At 57.0% G+C, this 17885-nt stretch carries 13 protein-coding genes; 11 read left to right on the forward strand and 2 right to left on the reverse strand.

Features of this window, described 5'->3' with window-relative positions:
* Positions 1 to 354 precede the first annotated feature (354 nt).
* From AC13RM_RS00540 to AC13RM_RS00550, 3 genes are all read left to right on the forward strand, one after another.
* Positions 355 to 3297, forward strand: a complete 2943-nt coding sequence (locus AC13RM_RS00540) for an NAD(P)-binding protein (RefSeq protein WP_440479599.1) — start codon at positions 355 to 357, stop codon at positions 3295 to 3297.
* 10 nt (positions 3298 to 3307) lie between these two features.
* Positions 3308 to 6289 carry an AAA family ATPase gene (locus AC13RM_RS00545; protein WP_488554423.1) on the forward strand — a complete coding sequence of 994 codons (2982 nt, stop codon included), beginning with the start codon at positions 3308 to 3310 and terminating at the stop codon, positions 6287 to 6289.
* A gap of 231 nt (positions 6290 to 6520) precedes the next feature.
* Positions 6521 to 7414: a helix-turn-helix domain-containing protein gene (locus AC13RM_RS00550; protein ID WP_440479597.1), complete on the forward strand. Its 894-nt coding sequence runs from the start codon at positions 6521 to 6523 to the stop codon at positions 7412 to 7414.
* An 88-nt stretch (positions 7415 to 7502) separates the two neighbouring features.
* Here the strand turns inward: AC13RM_RS00550 and AC13RM_RS00555 are convergent, their stop codons facing one another.
* Positions 7503 to 8177, reverse strand: a complete 675-nt coding sequence (locus AC13RM_RS00555; protein WP_162738073.1) for a Crp/Fnr family transcriptional regulator — start codon at positions 8175 to 8177, stop codon at positions 7503 to 7505.
* A 505-nt stretch (positions 8178 to 8682) separates the two neighbouring features.
* Here AC13RM_RS00555 and AC13RM_RS00560 point away from each other — a divergent pair.
* Positions 8683 to 9648 (forward strand): hypothetical protein, encoded by a 966-nt coding sequence (locus tag AC13RM_RS00560; RefSeq protein ID WP_374816839.1) that lies wholly within the window; start codon positions 8683 to 8685, stop codon positions 9646 to 9648.
* A 209-nt stretch (positions 9649 to 9857) separates the two neighbouring features.
* Complete coding sequence (locus tag AC13RM_RS00565) at positions 9858 to 10565, forward strand: hypothetical protein (protein ID WP_440479595.1); 708 nt, start codon at positions 9858 to 9860, stop codon at positions 10563 to 10565.
* A gap of 304 nt (positions 10566 to 10869) precedes the next feature.
* Here the strand turns inward: AC13RM_RS00565 and AC13RM_RS00570 are convergent, their stop codons facing one another.
* The gene (locus tag AC13RM_RS00570; protein ID WP_285177405.1) at positions 10870 to 11661 is read right to left on the reverse strand and encodes an SDR family NAD(P)-dependent oxidoreductase; all 792 of its coding nucleotides are present in this window, start codon (positions 11659 to 11661) and stop codon (positions 10870 to 10872) included.
* A gap of 447 nt (positions 11662 to 12108) precedes the next feature.
* Here AC13RM_RS00570 and AC13RM_RS00575 point away from each other — a divergent pair, with 447 nt between their 5' ends.
* From AC13RM_RS00575 to AC13RM_RS00600, 6 genes are all read left to right on the forward strand, one after another.
* A complete protein-coding gene (locus tag AC13RM_RS00575) occupies positions 12109 to 12996 on the forward strand; it encodes an amino acid ABC transporter permease (protein ID WP_488554424.1) in 888 nt (295 codons plus the stop codon).
* Positions 12996 to 13757 (forward strand): amino acid ABC transporter ATP-binding protein, encoded by a 762-nt coding sequence (locus AC13RM_RS00580; protein WP_440479594.1) that lies wholly within the window; start codon positions 12996 to 12998, stop codon positions 13755 to 13757. The genes AC13RM_RS00575 and AC13RM_RS00580 overlap by 1 nt, the downstream gene beginning before the upstream one ends.
* 41 nt (positions 13758 to 13798) lie before the next feature.
* Positions 13799 to 14629 (forward strand): ABC transporter substrate-binding protein, encoded by an 831-nt coding sequence (locus tag AC13RM_RS00585; RefSeq protein ID WP_113228926.1) that lies wholly within the window; start codon positions 13799 to 13801, stop codon positions 14627 to 14629.
* Between the two features lie 132 nt (positions 14630 to 14761).
* Positions 14762 to 15634 (forward strand): polysaccharide deacetylase family protein, encoded by an 873-nt coding sequence (locus AC13RM_RS00590; RefSeq protein WP_374816833.1) that lies wholly within the window; start codon positions 14762 to 14764, stop codon positions 15632 to 15634.
* A complete protein-coding gene (locus AC13RM_RS00595) occupies positions 15631 to 16530 on the forward strand; it encodes a polysaccharide deacetylase family protein (RefSeq protein ID WP_374816831.1) in 900 nt (299 codons plus the stop codon). The genes AC13RM_RS00590 and AC13RM_RS00595 overlap by 4 nt, the downstream gene beginning before the upstream one ends.
* Positions 16520 to 17881: an MmgE/PrpD family protein gene (locus AC13RM_RS00600; RefSeq protein ID WP_374816830.1), complete on the forward strand. Its 1362-nt coding sequence runs from the start codon at positions 16520 to 16522 to the stop codon at positions 17879 to 17881. Before AC13RM_RS00595 ends, AC13RM_RS00600 begins: the two co-directional genes overlap by 11 nt.
* The last annotated feature ends 4 nt before the right edge of the window (positions 17882 to 17885 follow it).

Raw genomic sequence — 17885 nt, forward strand, 5'->3', positions numbered from 1 at the left:
TCACTTAAAAGGACGTTGCTTGCGGCGAATGCTCGTAAAGATTGTGGTCAAATGAGTATCTTGCCTTGAACTGACTATGGTCGCTCTCTTGAGGAATGACGTCAGAAATAGAATATATTAGCAATACAAAAATAAATGTGAGGAAGGCGGCAGCGGGCATTCTGAGCGAGGTATCGGAATGACGAAAATCGCTTTAGTTTGGGAATCTCCTCTGCCGCGGGAGGCCAGCCACGGGGTTAAGTGAATCTGAATTCGGCTTATGTCCAGCCTCCGCTGGCGACTTTGTTGTCTGTTGGGGCCGGGCTCAGGGAATTGTTTGCACAATGAATGTCTTGAGACAGGGAGCCTGCATTCATGACGCATGTGACGAAAAAGATCGCGATCATCGGAGGCGGGGTCGCGTCCATCACTGCTGCTTATGCATTGACGCAGCAGATCGACTGGCAACAACGTTATGAGATAACCATTTATCAACGCGGTTGGAGACTTGGCGGCAAGTGTGCGAGTGGGCGCAATCGCGAGAAAGCAAATCGGATCGAGGAACATGGCCTGCACATCTGGGCTGGTTTTTACGACAATGCCTTTCGCTTGATGCGTTCTTGTTACGATGAGCTTGTCGCGCTGAAGCTTCGCTCTCCCGACGCTCCGCTTGGCACTCTCGATAAAGCATTGAAACCCTTGAACAGCTTTATGCTTACGGAGGACGTCCCGGATACCTCTCCGCAGGAATGGAGGCCTTGGTTCATTGAGTTTCCGTCAAACGATAAAGTGCCGGGTACCGGCGGCGTGTTGCCGCAACCTTTTGAATATTTCAAACTGGTTGTCGAGTTTCTTGCCCGGCAGGCAGATTCTGTTGAGGGCAAATTGCTCTCGGAGAGCCAGACAGGTGGGGCAGGTGACGTTCGTGTTCCATTGCATCGGCTCCTGGCTTATTCCCGGACTATGCCAAACGATGCCCGCTTGCATTCGCGAAAAGATATCGACGAGCTCCTTGAGATTCTGAAAGGCATCCGTATCTGGCTTGACGGCATAAAGCCCGGCGAATGGATCAATGATGATGTGGCGCGAAGGGTTTACTTCATGCTGGATCTCGGGACAGCATTCGCGACGGGGATGGTGGTCGACCTGGTTTTTCTCCGCGGTTTCAATTCCATCGATAACATGGAGTGCACGGCATGGCTGCGGAAGCACGGTGCCTCCGAGCAAGCCGTTAATTCCGCAGCGTTTCGTGGTTGTTATGACTACGTCTTCGGATATCCGGCCGGCATACGGGACGATCGTGCCGTCGGTGCAGGCACTGCGATGCGCGGCCTGCTGCGACTGGCGTTCACTTACAAGAAAGCCTTATTCTTCAAGATGCAGGCAGGGATGGGCGATACGATCTTTGCGCCTTACTATCAGGTTCTCAAGCAGAAGGGGGTAAAGTTCAGCTTTTTCCATGCGGTGACCAATCTCGCACTGTCAACGTCGTGCGATGCCGTGGAGCGGATCGATCTCGTGGAACAAGCGCGTGTTCTCTCGGGTTCTTACGATCCCTTGTTTGATGTCAGGGGCCTGCCGTGCTGGCCTTCCGAGCCGGATTGGGCGCAACTGGTCGATGGCGAAAAGCTGCGTGAGAGCGGCATCGACTTCGAGTCTGAAAAAACACCGGAGCCAACAGGTGTTGCGAAAAGCCTTCGTCGCGGCATCGATTTTGACGATGTCATCCTTGGCGCCTCCCTGGCGTCTCTCCCCTTTATGACCAAAGAACTTGCCCGGGTTTCGCCGCGCTGGAGGCAAATGCTTGAAAAGGTCGAGACGGTTGCCACATGTGCGGTCCAATTCTGGCTGAACAAACCGACACCCGAGACCGGATGGCCGGCGCTAGTGCGGACCTATAACCAGTATAGCAAGTTCAATCCGGCCAATATGCAGACTGTCATGACTGCCTTCGCCGAGCCGCTCGACACCTGGGCGGACATGAGCCATCTGCTGGTGCGCGAAACCTGGCCTGATCCTGCCCCTCAATCGATCGCCTATTTTTGCTCGCCGTCAAGAAATGCCGAGGTTCCGATGCCGTCCATGCAGGCGCAGGCGGCACAATGGGCGGATGAACATTTGATCCGGATTTGGCCTGATGCCAGCAACGCTGAAGGCCGATTTGACAGAAATCTGCTCGTTTCTCTCGAGGGGCAATCCGAAGCGGCGCGCTTCGCCAATCAATATTTTCGTCAAAACTTCTATGGCTCCGAGCGCTATGTGCTTTCGGTTCCAGGTTCGGTCGACTATCGCCTGAATCCCGACGAATCGGGTTTCGTCAATCTCGCCATCGCCGGCGACTGGACACTTTGCGGCTTAAATGCGGGCTGCGTCGAAGCAGCTACAATTTCGGGATTGGCTGCCGCAAGAGTGATTACCGGTTCGACCGAGCCGATCTACGGAGAGCTCGATCTGGTGCCGAGCGCGCTGCCGGCGCCTGCCTTGCTATCTTCGATAGCTGCCCCCCAGGCGAATTGGCCTCTTACACCGGCATTTCTGCGGGGGGCGATGGAGGGGGTTTTCAGCTTCCATTCGCTTCCCGTGGAACGGGTGAGGCAAATGCTTCCCCCCGGCCTTGTCCTGTCGAAACAATCGCTGACCCCTGCAAAGACGCATCCGGTAACGTTCTTATTTAATCAGCAGACGAATGTCCGGGCGAGCTTCCTGCCGCGGGTACTGGGTTTCAAGAGCTATCTTGAGAATATCGTGGCGATCAATTGCGTCGAGATTGAAGACGGAGACGGTACGATATTCAGTTTTCTGCCGGCATTGTTTTTGAACAATGTCCTGGCGACCTATTCAGGCCGGCTCTTCTACGGGCTTGCCAAGAGGCTCGCCAAGAATGCGTGGGATGGCTCCCTGTATCGTACGACAAGCGAGGACAGTCAGCCAATTTGGCAGATGCGGTACTTCGATCACGCACCGATCGGGCGGCTGGTCGACCTCGGCAATATCAGCCTTGTTAGAGCGTTGCTCGATGCTCCCATCTTAACACCCCGCCCCTTTGGAACCTGGCAGGCGATGGCCTTCGATTTTTCCGTTGGATCGGCATTTGCCGCGCCGGTGGCAACTCATCTCGATATTTACCCGACAAATGGGATTGGACTGCCACCAGGGCGGTTCATATCGCCCGCCTTCAAGGAAGGCGAGGAGGAAAATGGCCTGCCGGGAGCGTTTCGCTGCTGGACCAATTGGACGCTGAGCAATCCGTTCGATTCATCTCGAGTTAAAGCCGTCGCGGCTGCCCAGAGGTCTTTCGACTTCAATTGGACGCAATGAGGCCGAATTCATGTTGGTGCCCGAAGGCATACCTCATCCAAATGAAGCCAGTCCCTTGCAGGAACGGCGACAAGTCACCGTGCTTTTCGCCGATATCGTCAACTATACTGGTATTGCGCTACGTCTCGATCCCGAGGATCTGCAGGAAATCCTCCAGCAATACTATCTTCTCGCCAGGACGGCGATCGAGGCTGTGGATGGGCGCGTGGCGGAATATCTCGCCGACGGAATCGTCGCGCATTTTGGCATTCCGACCGCCTTTTCGGACGCCGCAGATCGAGCGGCGGAGGCAGCAAGGGAAATTGTTGTTAAGGCGAAGGAAGTCATCGTCGCGGGCGATATTCTTTCCATTCGCGTAGGTTTGGCGACCGGACAGGTGGTCGCAGAATTCGATGGTACCAACTCCAGGATTATCGGCTCTTGCGGTGTATTGGCCGCCCGTCTGCAGGCCTGCGCCCCTGCCGGCTCAATCTACATGTCTGACCTGACGCATCGCTTGCTGCGGCGTGAATCAGGAACATGGTTTGTCGGCAATCTTTCGCTCAAAGGTTTTTCCGAACCGGAACCAGTTTGGGCCTTCGATACTGAAAACACCGTTCCGTTGGCCGGCGAGAGCTTCGCGTTTTTCGGCCGAGACGCTGAGCTCGCAGAGCTTGCGTCCACTTGGCAAGCCGTGCAGCGCTCCGGTCGCGCGAGTCCGCTTTGTGTTCTCGTGGGACGATCGGGAATCGGCAAAAGTCGAATATTGCGCGAGCACAATCTGCGCTGCCCTCCTGAGCAGAAGAGGATCGTTCTGCAGGGTGAGGAACGTCAAAGCAACACTGTGCTATATCCAATCGTAGAATGGCTGAAGCTGGATGATCGTATCTCTCTTGATGCTCGGGACACTGATTATCTGAAAGCGCTTTGCCACCCGGAAACGGCGACGTCGCTGCAGCTTAGGGAAGCGCCGGGCGCTATTATTCAGCGAACCTTTGGCGCCTTGTCTGAGGCTTTTCAGGCAATTACCAAACACGCCCCCATTCAGATCGTCATAGAAGATTTGCAATGGCTAGATCGCAGTACGCTTCAATTGATCAGCCGGCTACAGGAGGATCTGGCGGATTGCCCAATCCAATGGCTGGCGAGCAGCAGACCTGAGTTTACGGACGGCCTGGGAGATTTGAAAGTCTCAATCCTGACGGTCGGCGAGCTGAGCGTGGCTGACTGCCGTGTCGCAGTTCATCAATGCTGCGGGCACGAGATCACAATCGCCTTGGCGGAGGAAATTGTTGCCCGGTCTGAAGGCGTCCCGCTTTTTCTCGAACATCTCCTCCGCGAGCTCAACGAGGGGCGTATATCGGATCGCGGAACCGTTCCGGAAACGCTGGTTGGAGCATTAACTGCATGGATTGATGGCTCCGGCTCAGCCCGGCGCGTTGCTCAGGGCGCGTCCGTAATTGGACGTTGGTTCGATGAGGGAATGCTTGTCGAGCTCCTGGGGGTCGGTCTGGACGTCGTGCGTGACGATGTTGCGCTGCTCTGCCGGTCCGAGATCTTCCAGCGAACTGACACTACTGTTGTCGGCTTTCGGCACGATCTTATTCGCGCGGCGGCCTATGGGACACTTCTTCGTAAACACCGTGCGAGCCTGCACAGGCGAATTGCCGGCATTTACGAAATTGGCAATCCGCATGACGGGGACAAGGTCATGGCGGAAATTGCCTATCATCGTGAAGCTGCGGGTGATTATTCTGTCGCGGCGAACCACCGACACAGGATGGGGCGGTATGCGACGGCGTTCGGTGCCTTTGCGGAGGGTGAAAGCCAATTGCGGGAGACACTGCGTCTACTAAGCCTATCAGAGCAAACCGGCCAGGACGTTCGCCGTCAGCAGGCAAATGTTCTTGCGGATCTTGCCGCCAATCTCATGCAGACGCGCGGTTTCACCGACGCCGAGGTACTGGATACTTACGAGGAAAGCCTTTCGCATCTCAGAAAGACCGATTGGATCGATGGCGACAGCCTGGCCATATTCTGGGGTATTTTCACCTACCAAGTTCTCATCGGCCACATCAAGGCAGCGGCTGCGACGGTATCGCGAATGCAAGACGCACTTCATCGTATACCGAAAGAGGTAAGGCTTTCAGAACACCGACTCGCTGTCTTGGGAACACGCAACGCGATTCAATTCTATTCCGGAAAGTTTCATGCCCAGCTTTCGACGCTGCAGAAAATAAAGGCGCTTTATGAGTTCGAACGCCATGCGCCTCTCGCGGCGAAATATGGAATGGATCTGCTGGCGACCGCGCAGGCGTTTTCCCCGCATTCCGCGGCAGTAACTGGCCAGTTTCAGCTGGCCCGCAAACTCGTTGCCGAGGCCGATGCACATCAGGCTATGCTCGACATCCCACTTATGCTGCCATTCATCGACATCTGGGGCGGTGTCGCGCTCGGCTATATGGGCGATTTCGAGCCAGCAATGATCCGCATACAGAGGGGCATCCTTCTCGCCGACAGGCAGGGCGCCTCCTTTTGGTCGGCGACAGGCCGGATGTGGAGGACGATCACCGAATTCGAGGCTACCGGCAGCACGTCTTGCCGAGTCCGGATGGAACAAGCGCTCGCCGTACAAAAGCATATAGGCGTCGGTGTTGGCATACCCTACTGGTCCGCTAAGCTGGCGGTAGTCTGCGCAATGGATGGAGACGATCGTCGGGCGCGGGAATATATTGGGGAAGCGATGAGAGGCTTGGTCAGCACGACTGAGGGCGCCTGGCGAGCGGAACGGCAAAGGTTGACCGGCTTAGTCCATGAACGCATGGGACGTTTGGCGGAGGCTCTGAATTTTTATCAGCTTGCCGCGCGCACCGCACAAATGCAAGCGGCCCACCTATGGGAGATGCGTGCCAGGGGCGCGATTGCGCGCATCGACCCTCTTGATGAGGTGAATGCCGAACGTTTGAGCATACTGTCCGGTACGGTTCCATCTCACCCGCTTGGAAACGATTAGAGTAATTCCAGGAAAAGTGCGCAGCGGTTTTCCGTCCGGAATTGTGGGAAAATAAAGAGATAGAGCGGTTCAAAGATTCCGTGAGAAACTGAACTGCTCTAAGAAGCAGGCAGCGCTTCGGAAATCATCGAGTGACGGCGCGTTTCCCGTTCGAGAAAGCGGTCCCGCGTGCAACGTAATATGCGGATTGCCTCAGTATGGCCGGCCAGCTCGGATTAATTGGCGTAGTGTGTGAGGCTGCGCACAGAGAAATGCGGCAGATTTCGATTTGATGGTGAAATCGACAACGCCTCTACGGCAGTCTCATCGGATTTCATCATGCATGCACACTTTACACATGGCGATCATCCGCCCTTGCCGAATTTGGGGCTGCCCGAGTCAAGGCATTTTGCAGGCACCTATGCAGAAATCACAAGCGTGCGGCGATTCCTGGTGGCAGGTTTGTCCGAGAGCAGTATGACAGAGTTGCGGCAAATTCTGCAGGAACTTGACGACAGCCACGCCGTTTCGCCCGCGAAATCAAGTGCGAAGGACAAGGCGCCGGTTCTACTTGTCGCCGTAGCCGAGGACGCTGTGCTCGATATCAATCCGCTCCTTTCATGCACGCCCATTGCGATAGTGGCGCGCACCCTTCCGGATGTGGATGCCTTACTTCAGCGTGGATTCATCGATTACATAACCTATCCTTTCAGCGCATTGGAGATTCGGCGGCGGCTCTTTGGGGGGCCGTCGGCAAATGATCGCGCGAACATGCCTGCAGATGCACGCATCCCACCCATGGTGCGGTCCGCGTGCGAGTTTCTCGAAGTCAATCTTGCCCGTGCAGTTGGTGTCGAGGAACTGGCCTCGAGAGTTGGTACGAACCGGAATACGTTGAACAAGGCGTTCAATCAGGCCTTCGGAGTTGGACCGATGACTTGGCTGCGTCTGCGCCGTTGCGAAGTAGCTGCGCAGTTGTTGCGGGAGGGATCGGAGAGCATTCTTAATATCGCATTGAGCGTTGGCTATGAAGATTCGAACAATTTCTCAACGGCGTTTCGAAAGATTTACGATCAAGGTCCGATGGAGTTCCGGAAAAAATTCAGAACCCAAGGATTTGTTGAGCGAGGTCAAAGGCGCCCATGACGCCGGAGAAAAATTTTTCGGCAACAGTCGCGTAGCGGTCCGGAATCGATGTCGCTTGAACCGGTATCGGGGTTGATCCGAGATGGCACTATTGCTCATGAAGCAAGGCGCTCGGCTGCAGGATCGTGAGCCGCTGTCGTCCCGTATCCAGGATCTTTGCCCGTTTCAAAGCGGAGATCGAACGACTGACTTCTTCGCGGCTTGCGCCGATCGATCCGGCAATCTCTGCATGGGTCGGTAATTTCAGCAGCTGGCCGTTCGGCTCGAACACCCCGTCTTCCAAGGCGCAGCGGGCAAGATAGGCCTTAAGCCGCTTGTCGACACTTTGACTTGCCAATTGATAGCTATGCGTCGTCAAGCGTCTGATACGTCCAACTAAATCGACGATGACTCTCTGGCGCACCAGAGGCAGTGTTTCCAGCATATTGAGGAATGCCTGTCGCCTGATGACGATCAGGCAAGAGTCGGTTTTTGAATACACGGACAGCGAGCGTCCGCCTCCATCGAGAGCCGATAGTTCTCCGAAATAATCCTTTGCCTGCAGACGAGTGAAGATCAGCTCCCGTCCGTTTTGATCGAGATGGAGCGCCAACAGTGTCCCAAAGCGCAAGAAATAGACGTCGCCGCTGGTGTCTTCCTGACTGAATACGAGTTGACCGGACGCGTAAAAGCGCATGAAGAGATCACGAGCATGCGGCGCGACGTCGTCTCGCGAGACACCGGCAAACAAGGGGCAATTCATCAATTCGTCGACGTCGGTCACTTGATTCTTCCCAGTCATGTGGTGAGTTATATCTATTGCTATATTTATCGGGAGCACTGCTTTTCAACTGCGACGAGTGCCTGATTTCTTCCGAAAATAGCGTTCGACGGCTCGTCCTGCGTCGGTCAGCGCGCATCACGATCGCGTGGCCAAGAAACGAGGCAAACTACAGATATGAGTTGGCCGTCAGCCGATGCACACTTGTCCGTGCCGGCTCGGAAAGCCCGCCCGAAGGCTGGGTTGTCGGTGCAGGGTCGCTCCACAGCCAAATAGTGTAAAACTCAAAGATTTGAGTGAAGCAATCAGAGGCATCCATTCTTTGATCCATGCACAAGATATCGCCGTAAGCAAACAGGCAATGCCACTCGAAACGAGGCGCTACCACGATCTGACCACTTGATTTCGACCGGCGGACTGGCTGCTTTCGAGGCTCCCGAGTCATCAACGAGCTGTGACGCAAACTTTGGGGCCTCCTTTCGGAACTCTAACCAAAAGGAGCACTGCGATGACCCTGTATATTTTTGAAAGAACCGGTGGGACCCTTAACGTTGCCAACGTCAAGGCGATTATCAAAGAGGCTGGCTATGATCCCGCAGTCTTGGCCTACACTCAGGTCGATTCGAAAAAAGTCAATGCGACCGGAGCCGTCGTCATGGCCCCCAGTACGTTGGAACATGCCGCAAAGAAATTGGGATTCAAAGGCACAGCTGTGACGGTTGTAGACGGCGTTGCCGAAGAAGCTCAGGCCGTGTCGTCGCGTGCTTTCCGGTCCGTCGTCCCGAGCGTGGGTAATCTTCTCGGCGCCACGGATTACGGCGTGACCATCAGCATGGACCAGGATACCGTGACTGCCCTGTCGAGCGGCAGCTATTCCCTTTTTGGCTTCAAGGGTGTCCAAACAAGCGCTGGCGGCGGCGTGCCACTCGTTTGGTTCAAATCGGGCGATTTCGGACTGAGCACCGATGTTACATGGGAAGTGCAGTACGAGGCCTATACGTCGCGGTCCCAGATCATTCCGAACGGTCAGATCAAGGGCCTGAGCTCTTACGCGATCGACCTCGGTCAGACGCTGGAGGTCGAGACACCTCAGGGCACGGGCAATGTCGTCGACGGCACCGCCGGCATGATCTCAATCGAGAATCTGACGACCACCCAGGTGACTTGCGGCATTTCCGAAGTCGTGGACGGCACGGCTCAACCCCTTTGCGCCTTCCCCCTGTATGGCAATGGCCTCGATGCGATCGTACCGATCCAAAAGGTCATGTTCACATTTTCCACCAACACGGTGAACACCGGTACCGTAATCGAGAAAGCATATAGTCAAAGTATTCTGATCGACCTTACCGCCAAAACCCACCGTGAGGTCTCCTTCGACATAAACGAGGGCTGGTCATGGGGTGGTTTCAGCTGGGCTCAAGCTATTCGCCCGTCGACCAACGTCGTTCCATTGTTGATCGAGAGTAACGCCTGATCTTTCCGGCCGGCGCCAATCAACGCAGCTGGGGTGGGAAGGACCCGCCCCAGTTGTCGTTTGATCGCAAATCGCCAGTATGCCAACTGCACTTCACGCCATCGTCGAGGTGGCTCTCTGCGGCACCCGCAAACTGCTATGCGGGGCAATTACCTCCCGTGCGCGATCGTAGGTCGCTCTCCCGTTTTGATAGATTCAAGGAGATTCCGATGCCTGCGTCTTCGGCATACAAGATCGCTCTCTCCATGGCTCCAGCGACGATAGAAGCGCTCGTTGACGGCGGCTATCGCCTTTGTGCGATGTTTGCAATTCAAATGACGAACGACGCCGCCCGACCAACAGTCGCCTTTGCTACGCCAAATATCGCACCGAGCATGCTGATAGAATGGATGCCGGACGTGGCCGCCTACACTTCGAATGACCCCATTGTAGGTGGTGGCCTGATCAAGCCGGGTTACCAAACGCCGATCGCACAGGGCCAGACATTCTTCGTAACGACCGGAGGGGGCGGTGACATTAAGTCTGGAGGACCGCCATCGAAAATTTCAATAGCCAATACAACATCGATTCCCTTCACATCCGGTTTCGCTCGATCCTTTGCGACATCCGAAACGCCGATCCCGATTTACGCGGCACCCTTGTATGGGAACCAGACAAACGTCGCGGTCCCCTTACCCAAAATTCTGTTGCTGTTTACCACCGCCGCTATCAAACCAGGCGAGATGCTGGAGAGTCTCGCTATGAGCTTCCTCCCCGCAGCCTCCTATAGCTCGTCGCTTCTTGTGACGGCTGCCCAGGCCCAGATCCGCGAACTGAGCTATGATATCAATCTCGGATGGAACTGGGGCTCGTATTCCTGGGCCGAACTTGTTGCCGCGAATGCCGATTTCGCAAAGGTACTAATAGAGCGTGACTAAGAGAATTGTGGTTCTTTGGTCAGACAAGACGGGAGGGATAGCATCCAAGGTTTTGACGTGCTTCTCCGACGATTGTCAATGACGTTGGCGATCGGATCGTGCCGGCAAGCTGGATTGCACTTACCGAAGGCCGGTCGCCTTAGTCATCATTGGTTCGCTCGGTCCGAGCAGACTACCTCATCTCCACCGGACTAATCGCCGAACTTCTTGAAAGTGATCGACGAATAGACGGATGGGATGACCTGCTTCATCACCTCACGCTCCGCTGATGAGGCTTCAGACGCCACGACTCTCGCCATATTGGTCAGAACGCGCTCTTCACCACGCCGCCATCGACCCGCAACGCCGCACCATTGGTGGCCGAGGACAGCGGGCTCGCCACATAGGCGACCATGGTTGCGATCTCTTCAGGCGTGGTGAAGCGCTTGATCAGGGAAGTTGGCCGGATTTTCTCGAAGAATTCGGTCTCGAATTGCGCGAAGCTCTTTCCTTCCGATCCTGGCAACGCTGCGACAAAATCGACGACGCCGCGCGACTTCGTTGGACCGGGCAGCACACTGTTGACCGTGATCGCGGTGCCGGCAACGGATTCGGCGATACCACGCGCTGCTGCAATCTGGGCCGCCTTGGTCACACCGTAATGCACCATCTCGGCAGGAATATGCACGCCGCTTTCGCTGGATATGAAGATGATGCGACCCCAGTTATGCTGGCGCATCGACGGCAGATAAAGACGGGCGAGACGGACGCCCGAAAGCACGTTGACATCGAAGAAATGTCGCCAGTCAGCATCGGGGATCTCTTCGAATGGTTTGGGTTCGAAGATGCCGAGGTTGTTGATCAGAATTTCGACATTCGGGAAGAGTTTCGTGACTGCATCGGCGGCAGTTTCAGTTCCGAGATCGCCGGCAAATCCTTCGACCTTGCCGCCTGCGATGGCAGCGAGTTCGGCGACGGCGCGATCGACCGCATCTTGAGTTCGCCCGTTGACGATGACATGGGCGCCTTCGCGAAGGAGAGTAGCTGCAATTGCATGACCGATGCCGGCGGTGCTGCCGGTGACGAGAGCCAGTTTACCGTTAAGCTCGAGGTTCATGAGAGTTCTCCAACGAGAGATATGACAGGAAGAGCACGCATACTGAGCATGTTTCACAAAGGAAGGCTGTTTGCTTTGAGAACTGCCACCCTACGATGGATCTGGTTGATTGACCAGTTCACCTTGGTAGCGATCGCCGATCCATAGGGCTCGCCGGATATGACGATCAGCGTATTATCCGCGAGCGATCGCGTAAGATCCTTGCCATTGCAAGGTGCCGCCATCCAGACCTCGGCTTCTTCCCCCGGTCAGCAAAAGCACTGCTGGCGAGTGTTCCTCGTGTCTTTTTTAATGGCGAGATCGCATGACGTCCTCATGACTGCCCATAATTTATGCGAGAAACGCATAAATCACATGTTCAAATCTCGTTTGTGACCGAATTCAAAAGCAACGTAAGTTTCCCCATTAGAAAATGAAAGCTCACTAACGAGCTCAGGGGATCGAAATTTGACCAACTCAGCGCCACTGGACGTGAATGCGCTCGTGATCGTGCCACAACGAAAAATCGGCACGAAGATCATGGCGGCAATCTGCATCATCCTTCTGCTTCTATTGGCGAGAGCCTTCTGGAAGGGCGATATCGCCTGGGAATATGTCGGACAGAACCTATTCACCAGAGCCGTCATGGCCGGCGTCGGCAACACGATCGTCATGACTTTTTGCGCGATGATCGTCGGTATTGTTCTCGGGGTCTTGGCAGCCATCATGCGCATGTCCGACAATCCGGTTCTCCGTAGCATTTCCGTCGGCTATGTCTGGCTGTTTCGCGGCACGCCGGCGCTGCTGCAGCTGCTCTTGTGGTTCAATCTGGCCCTGATCTTTCCGACGATCGGTATTCCAGGATTGTGGTCGATCCGCACCGTCGATGTCATGACACCCTTCGTGGCCGCCCTTCTCGGGCTAGGGATCCAGCAGGGAGCCTATACTGCTGAAGTCGTGCGCGCTGGCCTTCTGTCAATCGACAAGGGCCAGATGGAAGCCGCGCAATCGATCGGCATGACGAAACTGCGGGCAACGCTGAAGATCGTGTTGCCGCAGGCCATGCGCGTCATCGTTCCTCCGATTGGCAACGAGACCATCGGCATGGTGAAGCTGACGTCGCTTGCCAGCGTCATCCAGTATTCCGAGGTACTGAAAAACGTCGAGGAGATCTACTACGTCAATTCGCGCGTCATCGAGCTGCTGATTGTCGCCGCCATCTGGTACATGGTCGTCGTCACCATTCTCAGCATTGCGCAAATCTACATCGAGCGGCATTTCTCCAAAGGCTGGGGCCGGCGTGACGCGAGCGCCCAACAGGCAGCCAACCAGGCTCTGGTCGGGGAGGCCGGCTGATGGACGCGATCATCAAGGCACACGGCCTGCAGAAGTATTTCGGCACGTTTCATGTCCTGAAGAACATTGATTTCGAGATCAGGAAGGGCGAAGTGGTCTGCATCATCGGGCCTTCTGGCTCGGGCAAGAGCACCTTCCTGCGCTGCATCAACCAGCTCGAAGAGATCGACGGCGGCTATGTCACGGTCGAAGATGAGATCGCCGGCTACCGCCGCGCGGGCAACAGGCTGTTTCATTTGCCGGATCGCGAGATCGCTCGCCAGCGTCAGTCCGTCGGCATGGTCTTCCAGAAATTCCATCTTTTCCCTCATCGCACCGTCCTGCAGAACATCATCGAAGGCCCGGTCGGTGTGCAGAGGCGGCCCAAGCAGGAATGCATCGCGGAAGCGCGTGCTCTCCTACAGCGTGTCGGCCTCGCCGACAAGGCGGGCGCCTATCCGGGCGAGCTGTCCGGCGGCCAGCAGCAGCGCATCGCGATCGCTCGCGCGCTCGCCATGAAACCGAAGGCGATGTTGTTCGACGAGCCGACCTCGGCGCTCGATCCCGAGCTCGTCGGTGAAGTGCTTGGCGTCATGAAGGAGCTCGCTGCCTCCGGAACGACGATGATTGTCGTCACCCACGAGATCGGCTTTTGCCGCGAGGTTGCCGACCGCGTCGTCTTCATGGATGCCGGCATGATCGTCGAGACCGGGACACCGAGCGACATATTGGAAAACCCCAGGAATCCCAGAGTGAAGAACTTCATCTCTGCGGTGCTTTAACAACAAAAGAACCTAAAGAAAGATCATCAGAGGAGAATTGCATGAAACTCATTCGTCTCGCCGCCTCAGTAGCCCTGCTGTCGCTCGCGGCCACCGCCGCCTCCGCGGATTCAAGCCTGAACCTGCTCAAGGATGGCGAGCTCCGCATCATGACCAACCCGATCTATCCACCGATGGAGTTCGTCAATCCGGACACCGGCACGATCGATGGTTTCGACGTCGATCTGGCGAACGCGATTGCCAAGAAGCTCAACCTGACAACCGTCTTCGTGACCTCGGCTTTCCAGGAATTGCAGAGCGGCCTGCAGACCGGCCGCGCCGACATGATCATCTCCGGCATGAGCGACAACGTGAAGCGCCAGGCCGCCATGGACTTCGTCGACTACATCACCAGCGGCCCGATCCTCTTTACCGTCAACGCCAATGCCGGAACTTACAAGCAGGCGGCAGACCTTTGTGGCAAGACGGTCGCCGGAAGCCGCAGCACCTCCTTCGGCGATAACGTCAAGGCCTGGAGTGCGACCAATTGCGAGGGCAAGGGCAAGCCTGCCATCAAGTTCGAAGGAACGGCGGATTCGAATGCTGCCCGTCTCGGCATGAAGCAGGGCCGCTATGACGCAGTCGTGCAGGGCATCGAAACGATCGCCTACCAGATGCGCGTCGAGCCAAACACCTATACGCTTGTCGGCGAGCCACTGCTCAGCAACGACACCTTCGGCATAGGCTTCAAGAAGGACCATACCGCGCTTCGCGACGCAGTTGCCGGCGCTCTCGACGCACTGATCAAGGACGGCAGCTACGATGAGATCCTCAAGAAGTGGGGCCTCGTCCACAATGCAGTGCCGAAGGCCGTGATCAACGGCGTCAAGTAACACTTAGAAGAAGCGCCGCGGTCATAGCAGCGCTTCCTTAATCCCGTTGCATGCAGCCATCAGCCGGGGAGCGTCAGCGCCCACGGATGGATGGTTGCACCCCAAAACACCTCAAGACGCATGCAGAGTTCCATGACTGCGAAGAATGCAACCAAATCGGCGAAACCAAGCCTGTGGCCGGAAGGTCGGCAATCGGCTGTGGCGCTCGCCTTCGATGTCGATGGCCCGACGGGCGATGCGATGCTCGACGGCTCGCTGCTCTCCAACCCACGCTATTTCACGCAAGGCGCGTATGGCCCGTGGCGGGCGCTGCCGCGCCTTCTCGATCTTCTCGCAGCCTACGGCCTCAAGGCGACCTTCTTCGTGCCGACCTGGGTGGTCGAACATTGGCCGTCGCAATGCGAACGCATCCTTAGCGACGCCCACGAGATCGCCTATCACGGCCACTATCATGAGGTCTTCATCGATTGCAGCCGCCAGCAGCAGCTGGATATCATGGGACGCTCCCGCGACATTTTTCAAAGCCGTATGGGTGTGACACCGATCGGCTTCCGCACGCCCTCGGGCGACTGGAGCAACGAGACGGCGCAATTGCTGCACGAGTTCGGCGTAATCTATTCAAGTTCCATGCGCGGCGATGATCGACCTTACTTTCACACGACCTCCCGCGGTCGCGGCCTGGTCGAGATTCCGGGGCGCTGGGACATCGATGATTATACCGCACTTGCCTATAGCGAGGAGCCTGATTTCCCCATCGGTCTCGACCGCATCTCGGGTTACGCAGACGTCCAACGCAACTGGTGCGCGGAATTCGAAGGCTATCATCGCGAAGGACTTTGCTGGACGACGATCCTGCATCCGAAGGTCTGCGCCAAGCCTGGCCGGCTTGCGATCCTTGAAGGGCTTTTCAAAGCGATCACTGCCCATGGCGACAGCGTCTGGGCAACGCATTGCGCCGAAATCGCAAAATGGTGGATCGTACAACATCCGGAGAATGCCGCATGACCAGCACGGCTTTTGAAGGCTTTTGGCCACAGGGCAAGAGATGCGCCGCAATCGTCTCCGTGATCTTCGACGACGGGCTTGATGCGGTCGCGCAGGCGCCGGATCTGAAAGGACGGAGCAAGAGCTTCTCCGTCTGGCAATATGGCGCCACGCGCGGCGTCGAACGTCTTTGCAGTGCTTTTGCCGATGCCGGTGCGCGCGCAAGCTGGTTCGTGCCGGGGATCGTTGCGGAGAACCACGAACAGCTGTTGCGCGATGCCGTGGCGCCGCACCATGAGATTGAGAGCCATGGCTGGAATTTCGAACGCTACGATGCGATGTCTGCTACCGCAGCCGTGGAGCTTCTCAAGCGCAGCCGCGAGAGGCTGAACACAATCGCATCAAACGAGATTTCCGGCTTCCGGCTTCCGGCCGGCAACTGGCCACGTCGCTTCGACCATCTGCTCGTCGAAGCCGGCTATACCTGGTCGGCATCGTTGAACGGCGACGATGTACCCTACGGTCATTCCTCGTCGCTAGTAGAGATTCCGGTTCACAACGAGCTCGAGGACCGGCCTTACTTCCAGTTCAATTTCACGCCGGCCTTTCCGAAGGGGCAAAGCCGCATCCCGTCATATCAGGCAGTTCTCGGCAACTGGATCGCCGAGTTCGATGCCTACCGCAAATATGGCCTCTGCTACGTCATCCAGCTTCGCCCGGAATGGACCGGCACGCCCGGGCGGATCGCGCTCGTCGAAGCCTTGCTTGCCCATATCGCAAGCTTCGATGACGTGTGGCTGGCGACGGCTGCAGAGGTGGCCCGGTGGCACGCACGCAATGACGGCGCTTCACCCGCCGATCACCCGATCAATGTTTATGAAGCCTATGTCGATGAGGAACAGACCGGTGGGCGATAATCTGACACGGACATTGGCGGGACTGGTTTGCTCGACGAAATTCGAGGCCTTTCCGGCCGAGACCATCCACAAGGCAAAGCTTCATATACTCGATACGCTGGGTGCGGCGATCGCCGGTTCGGCCTCCCGCGAAACCAATGCGGTCGTTACGATGCTTGATATCAATACCCAGGCCGGTCACGCCGCGATCTGGGGACGACCGCTCGCGTCGGACGCAAGGACAGCCGCCTTCGTCAATGGGGTTTCCGCTCACGCTTATGAACTCGACGACAGCGGGGGTTGCGATCATTCCGGCGCCGTCGTCCTTCCGGCCGTCCTTGCCGCGCTCGGCGATCATGACCGGCCGGTGAGCGGCCGTGAATTGCTGCGGAGTGTCCTGCTCGGCTATGAAGTCGGCCGCCGTGTGCTGGAAGCGGTCGGCGGCTACGAAGAGCACAATGGTCTCGGCTGGCATTCGACAGGGACGTGCGGCGCATTCGGCGCTGCCGCCGCCGTCGGCAGCATGGTGAATCTCGATGCGACTGCGATGGCCTCCGCGCTCGGCTCGGCCTGCTCCTTTGCTGGTGGAACCTGGGCCTTCATCCATAATGGCAGCTCGACGAAAAAGCTTCATGCCGGCCGCGCCGCCGAAGGCGGCCTCATGTCCGCCTATCTCGCACGGCAGGGGTTCGAAGGCCCCGACAGCGTCTTCGAGGCGGGGCGCTGGGGCAGCTTTTTTGCAACCTTCGGTACGGGCAAGAGCGATCCGCAGGCGCTTCTCCGCGACTTCGGGGACTACTGGCGGCTCAATCGCTGTTCCATCAAGCCGCATGCCACCTGCCGCGGGACGCATGCAGGGATCGACGCGCTTGACCTGATGCTGCACGACCATGGCCTTGCACCCACCGACATAGCCGCCATCGAGGTGGATATCAGCAGTTTCCAGTACGGCATGTGCGGCGGCAAGGTCATCACATCCCGCGCCCAGGCGCAAATGAGCCTGCCCTATGCGCTGGCGGCGCGGCTGCGTTACGGCAAGGTTTTTCTGGCTGAACTAGAGGAAGCCGCGTGGTCGGCAGCCGAGATCGGACCGTTGATGGAGCGCATCACGGTGCGTATCGATCCGGCCTTGAAGGACGAGGATGAGCCGGCGATCACCATCATGACCGCCGCGGGCGAGCGACATCGGCTTGTCGTCGAATTTCCACTCGGGGGACCGCAGAACCCGCTGAGCGATGAGAGGCTGATCGGCAAATATGCGGCGCTCGCCGGCATGGTGCTGCCAGCATCAAGGGTCGACGCTCTCAGCGACTTCGTTCTCAATCTCGAAAACCAGACCGACACCCGCAGCCTGCTTGCGCTGCTTCAATAGAGGA

Source organism: Martinezella sp. CNPSo 3732 (genome assembly GCF_057784515.1).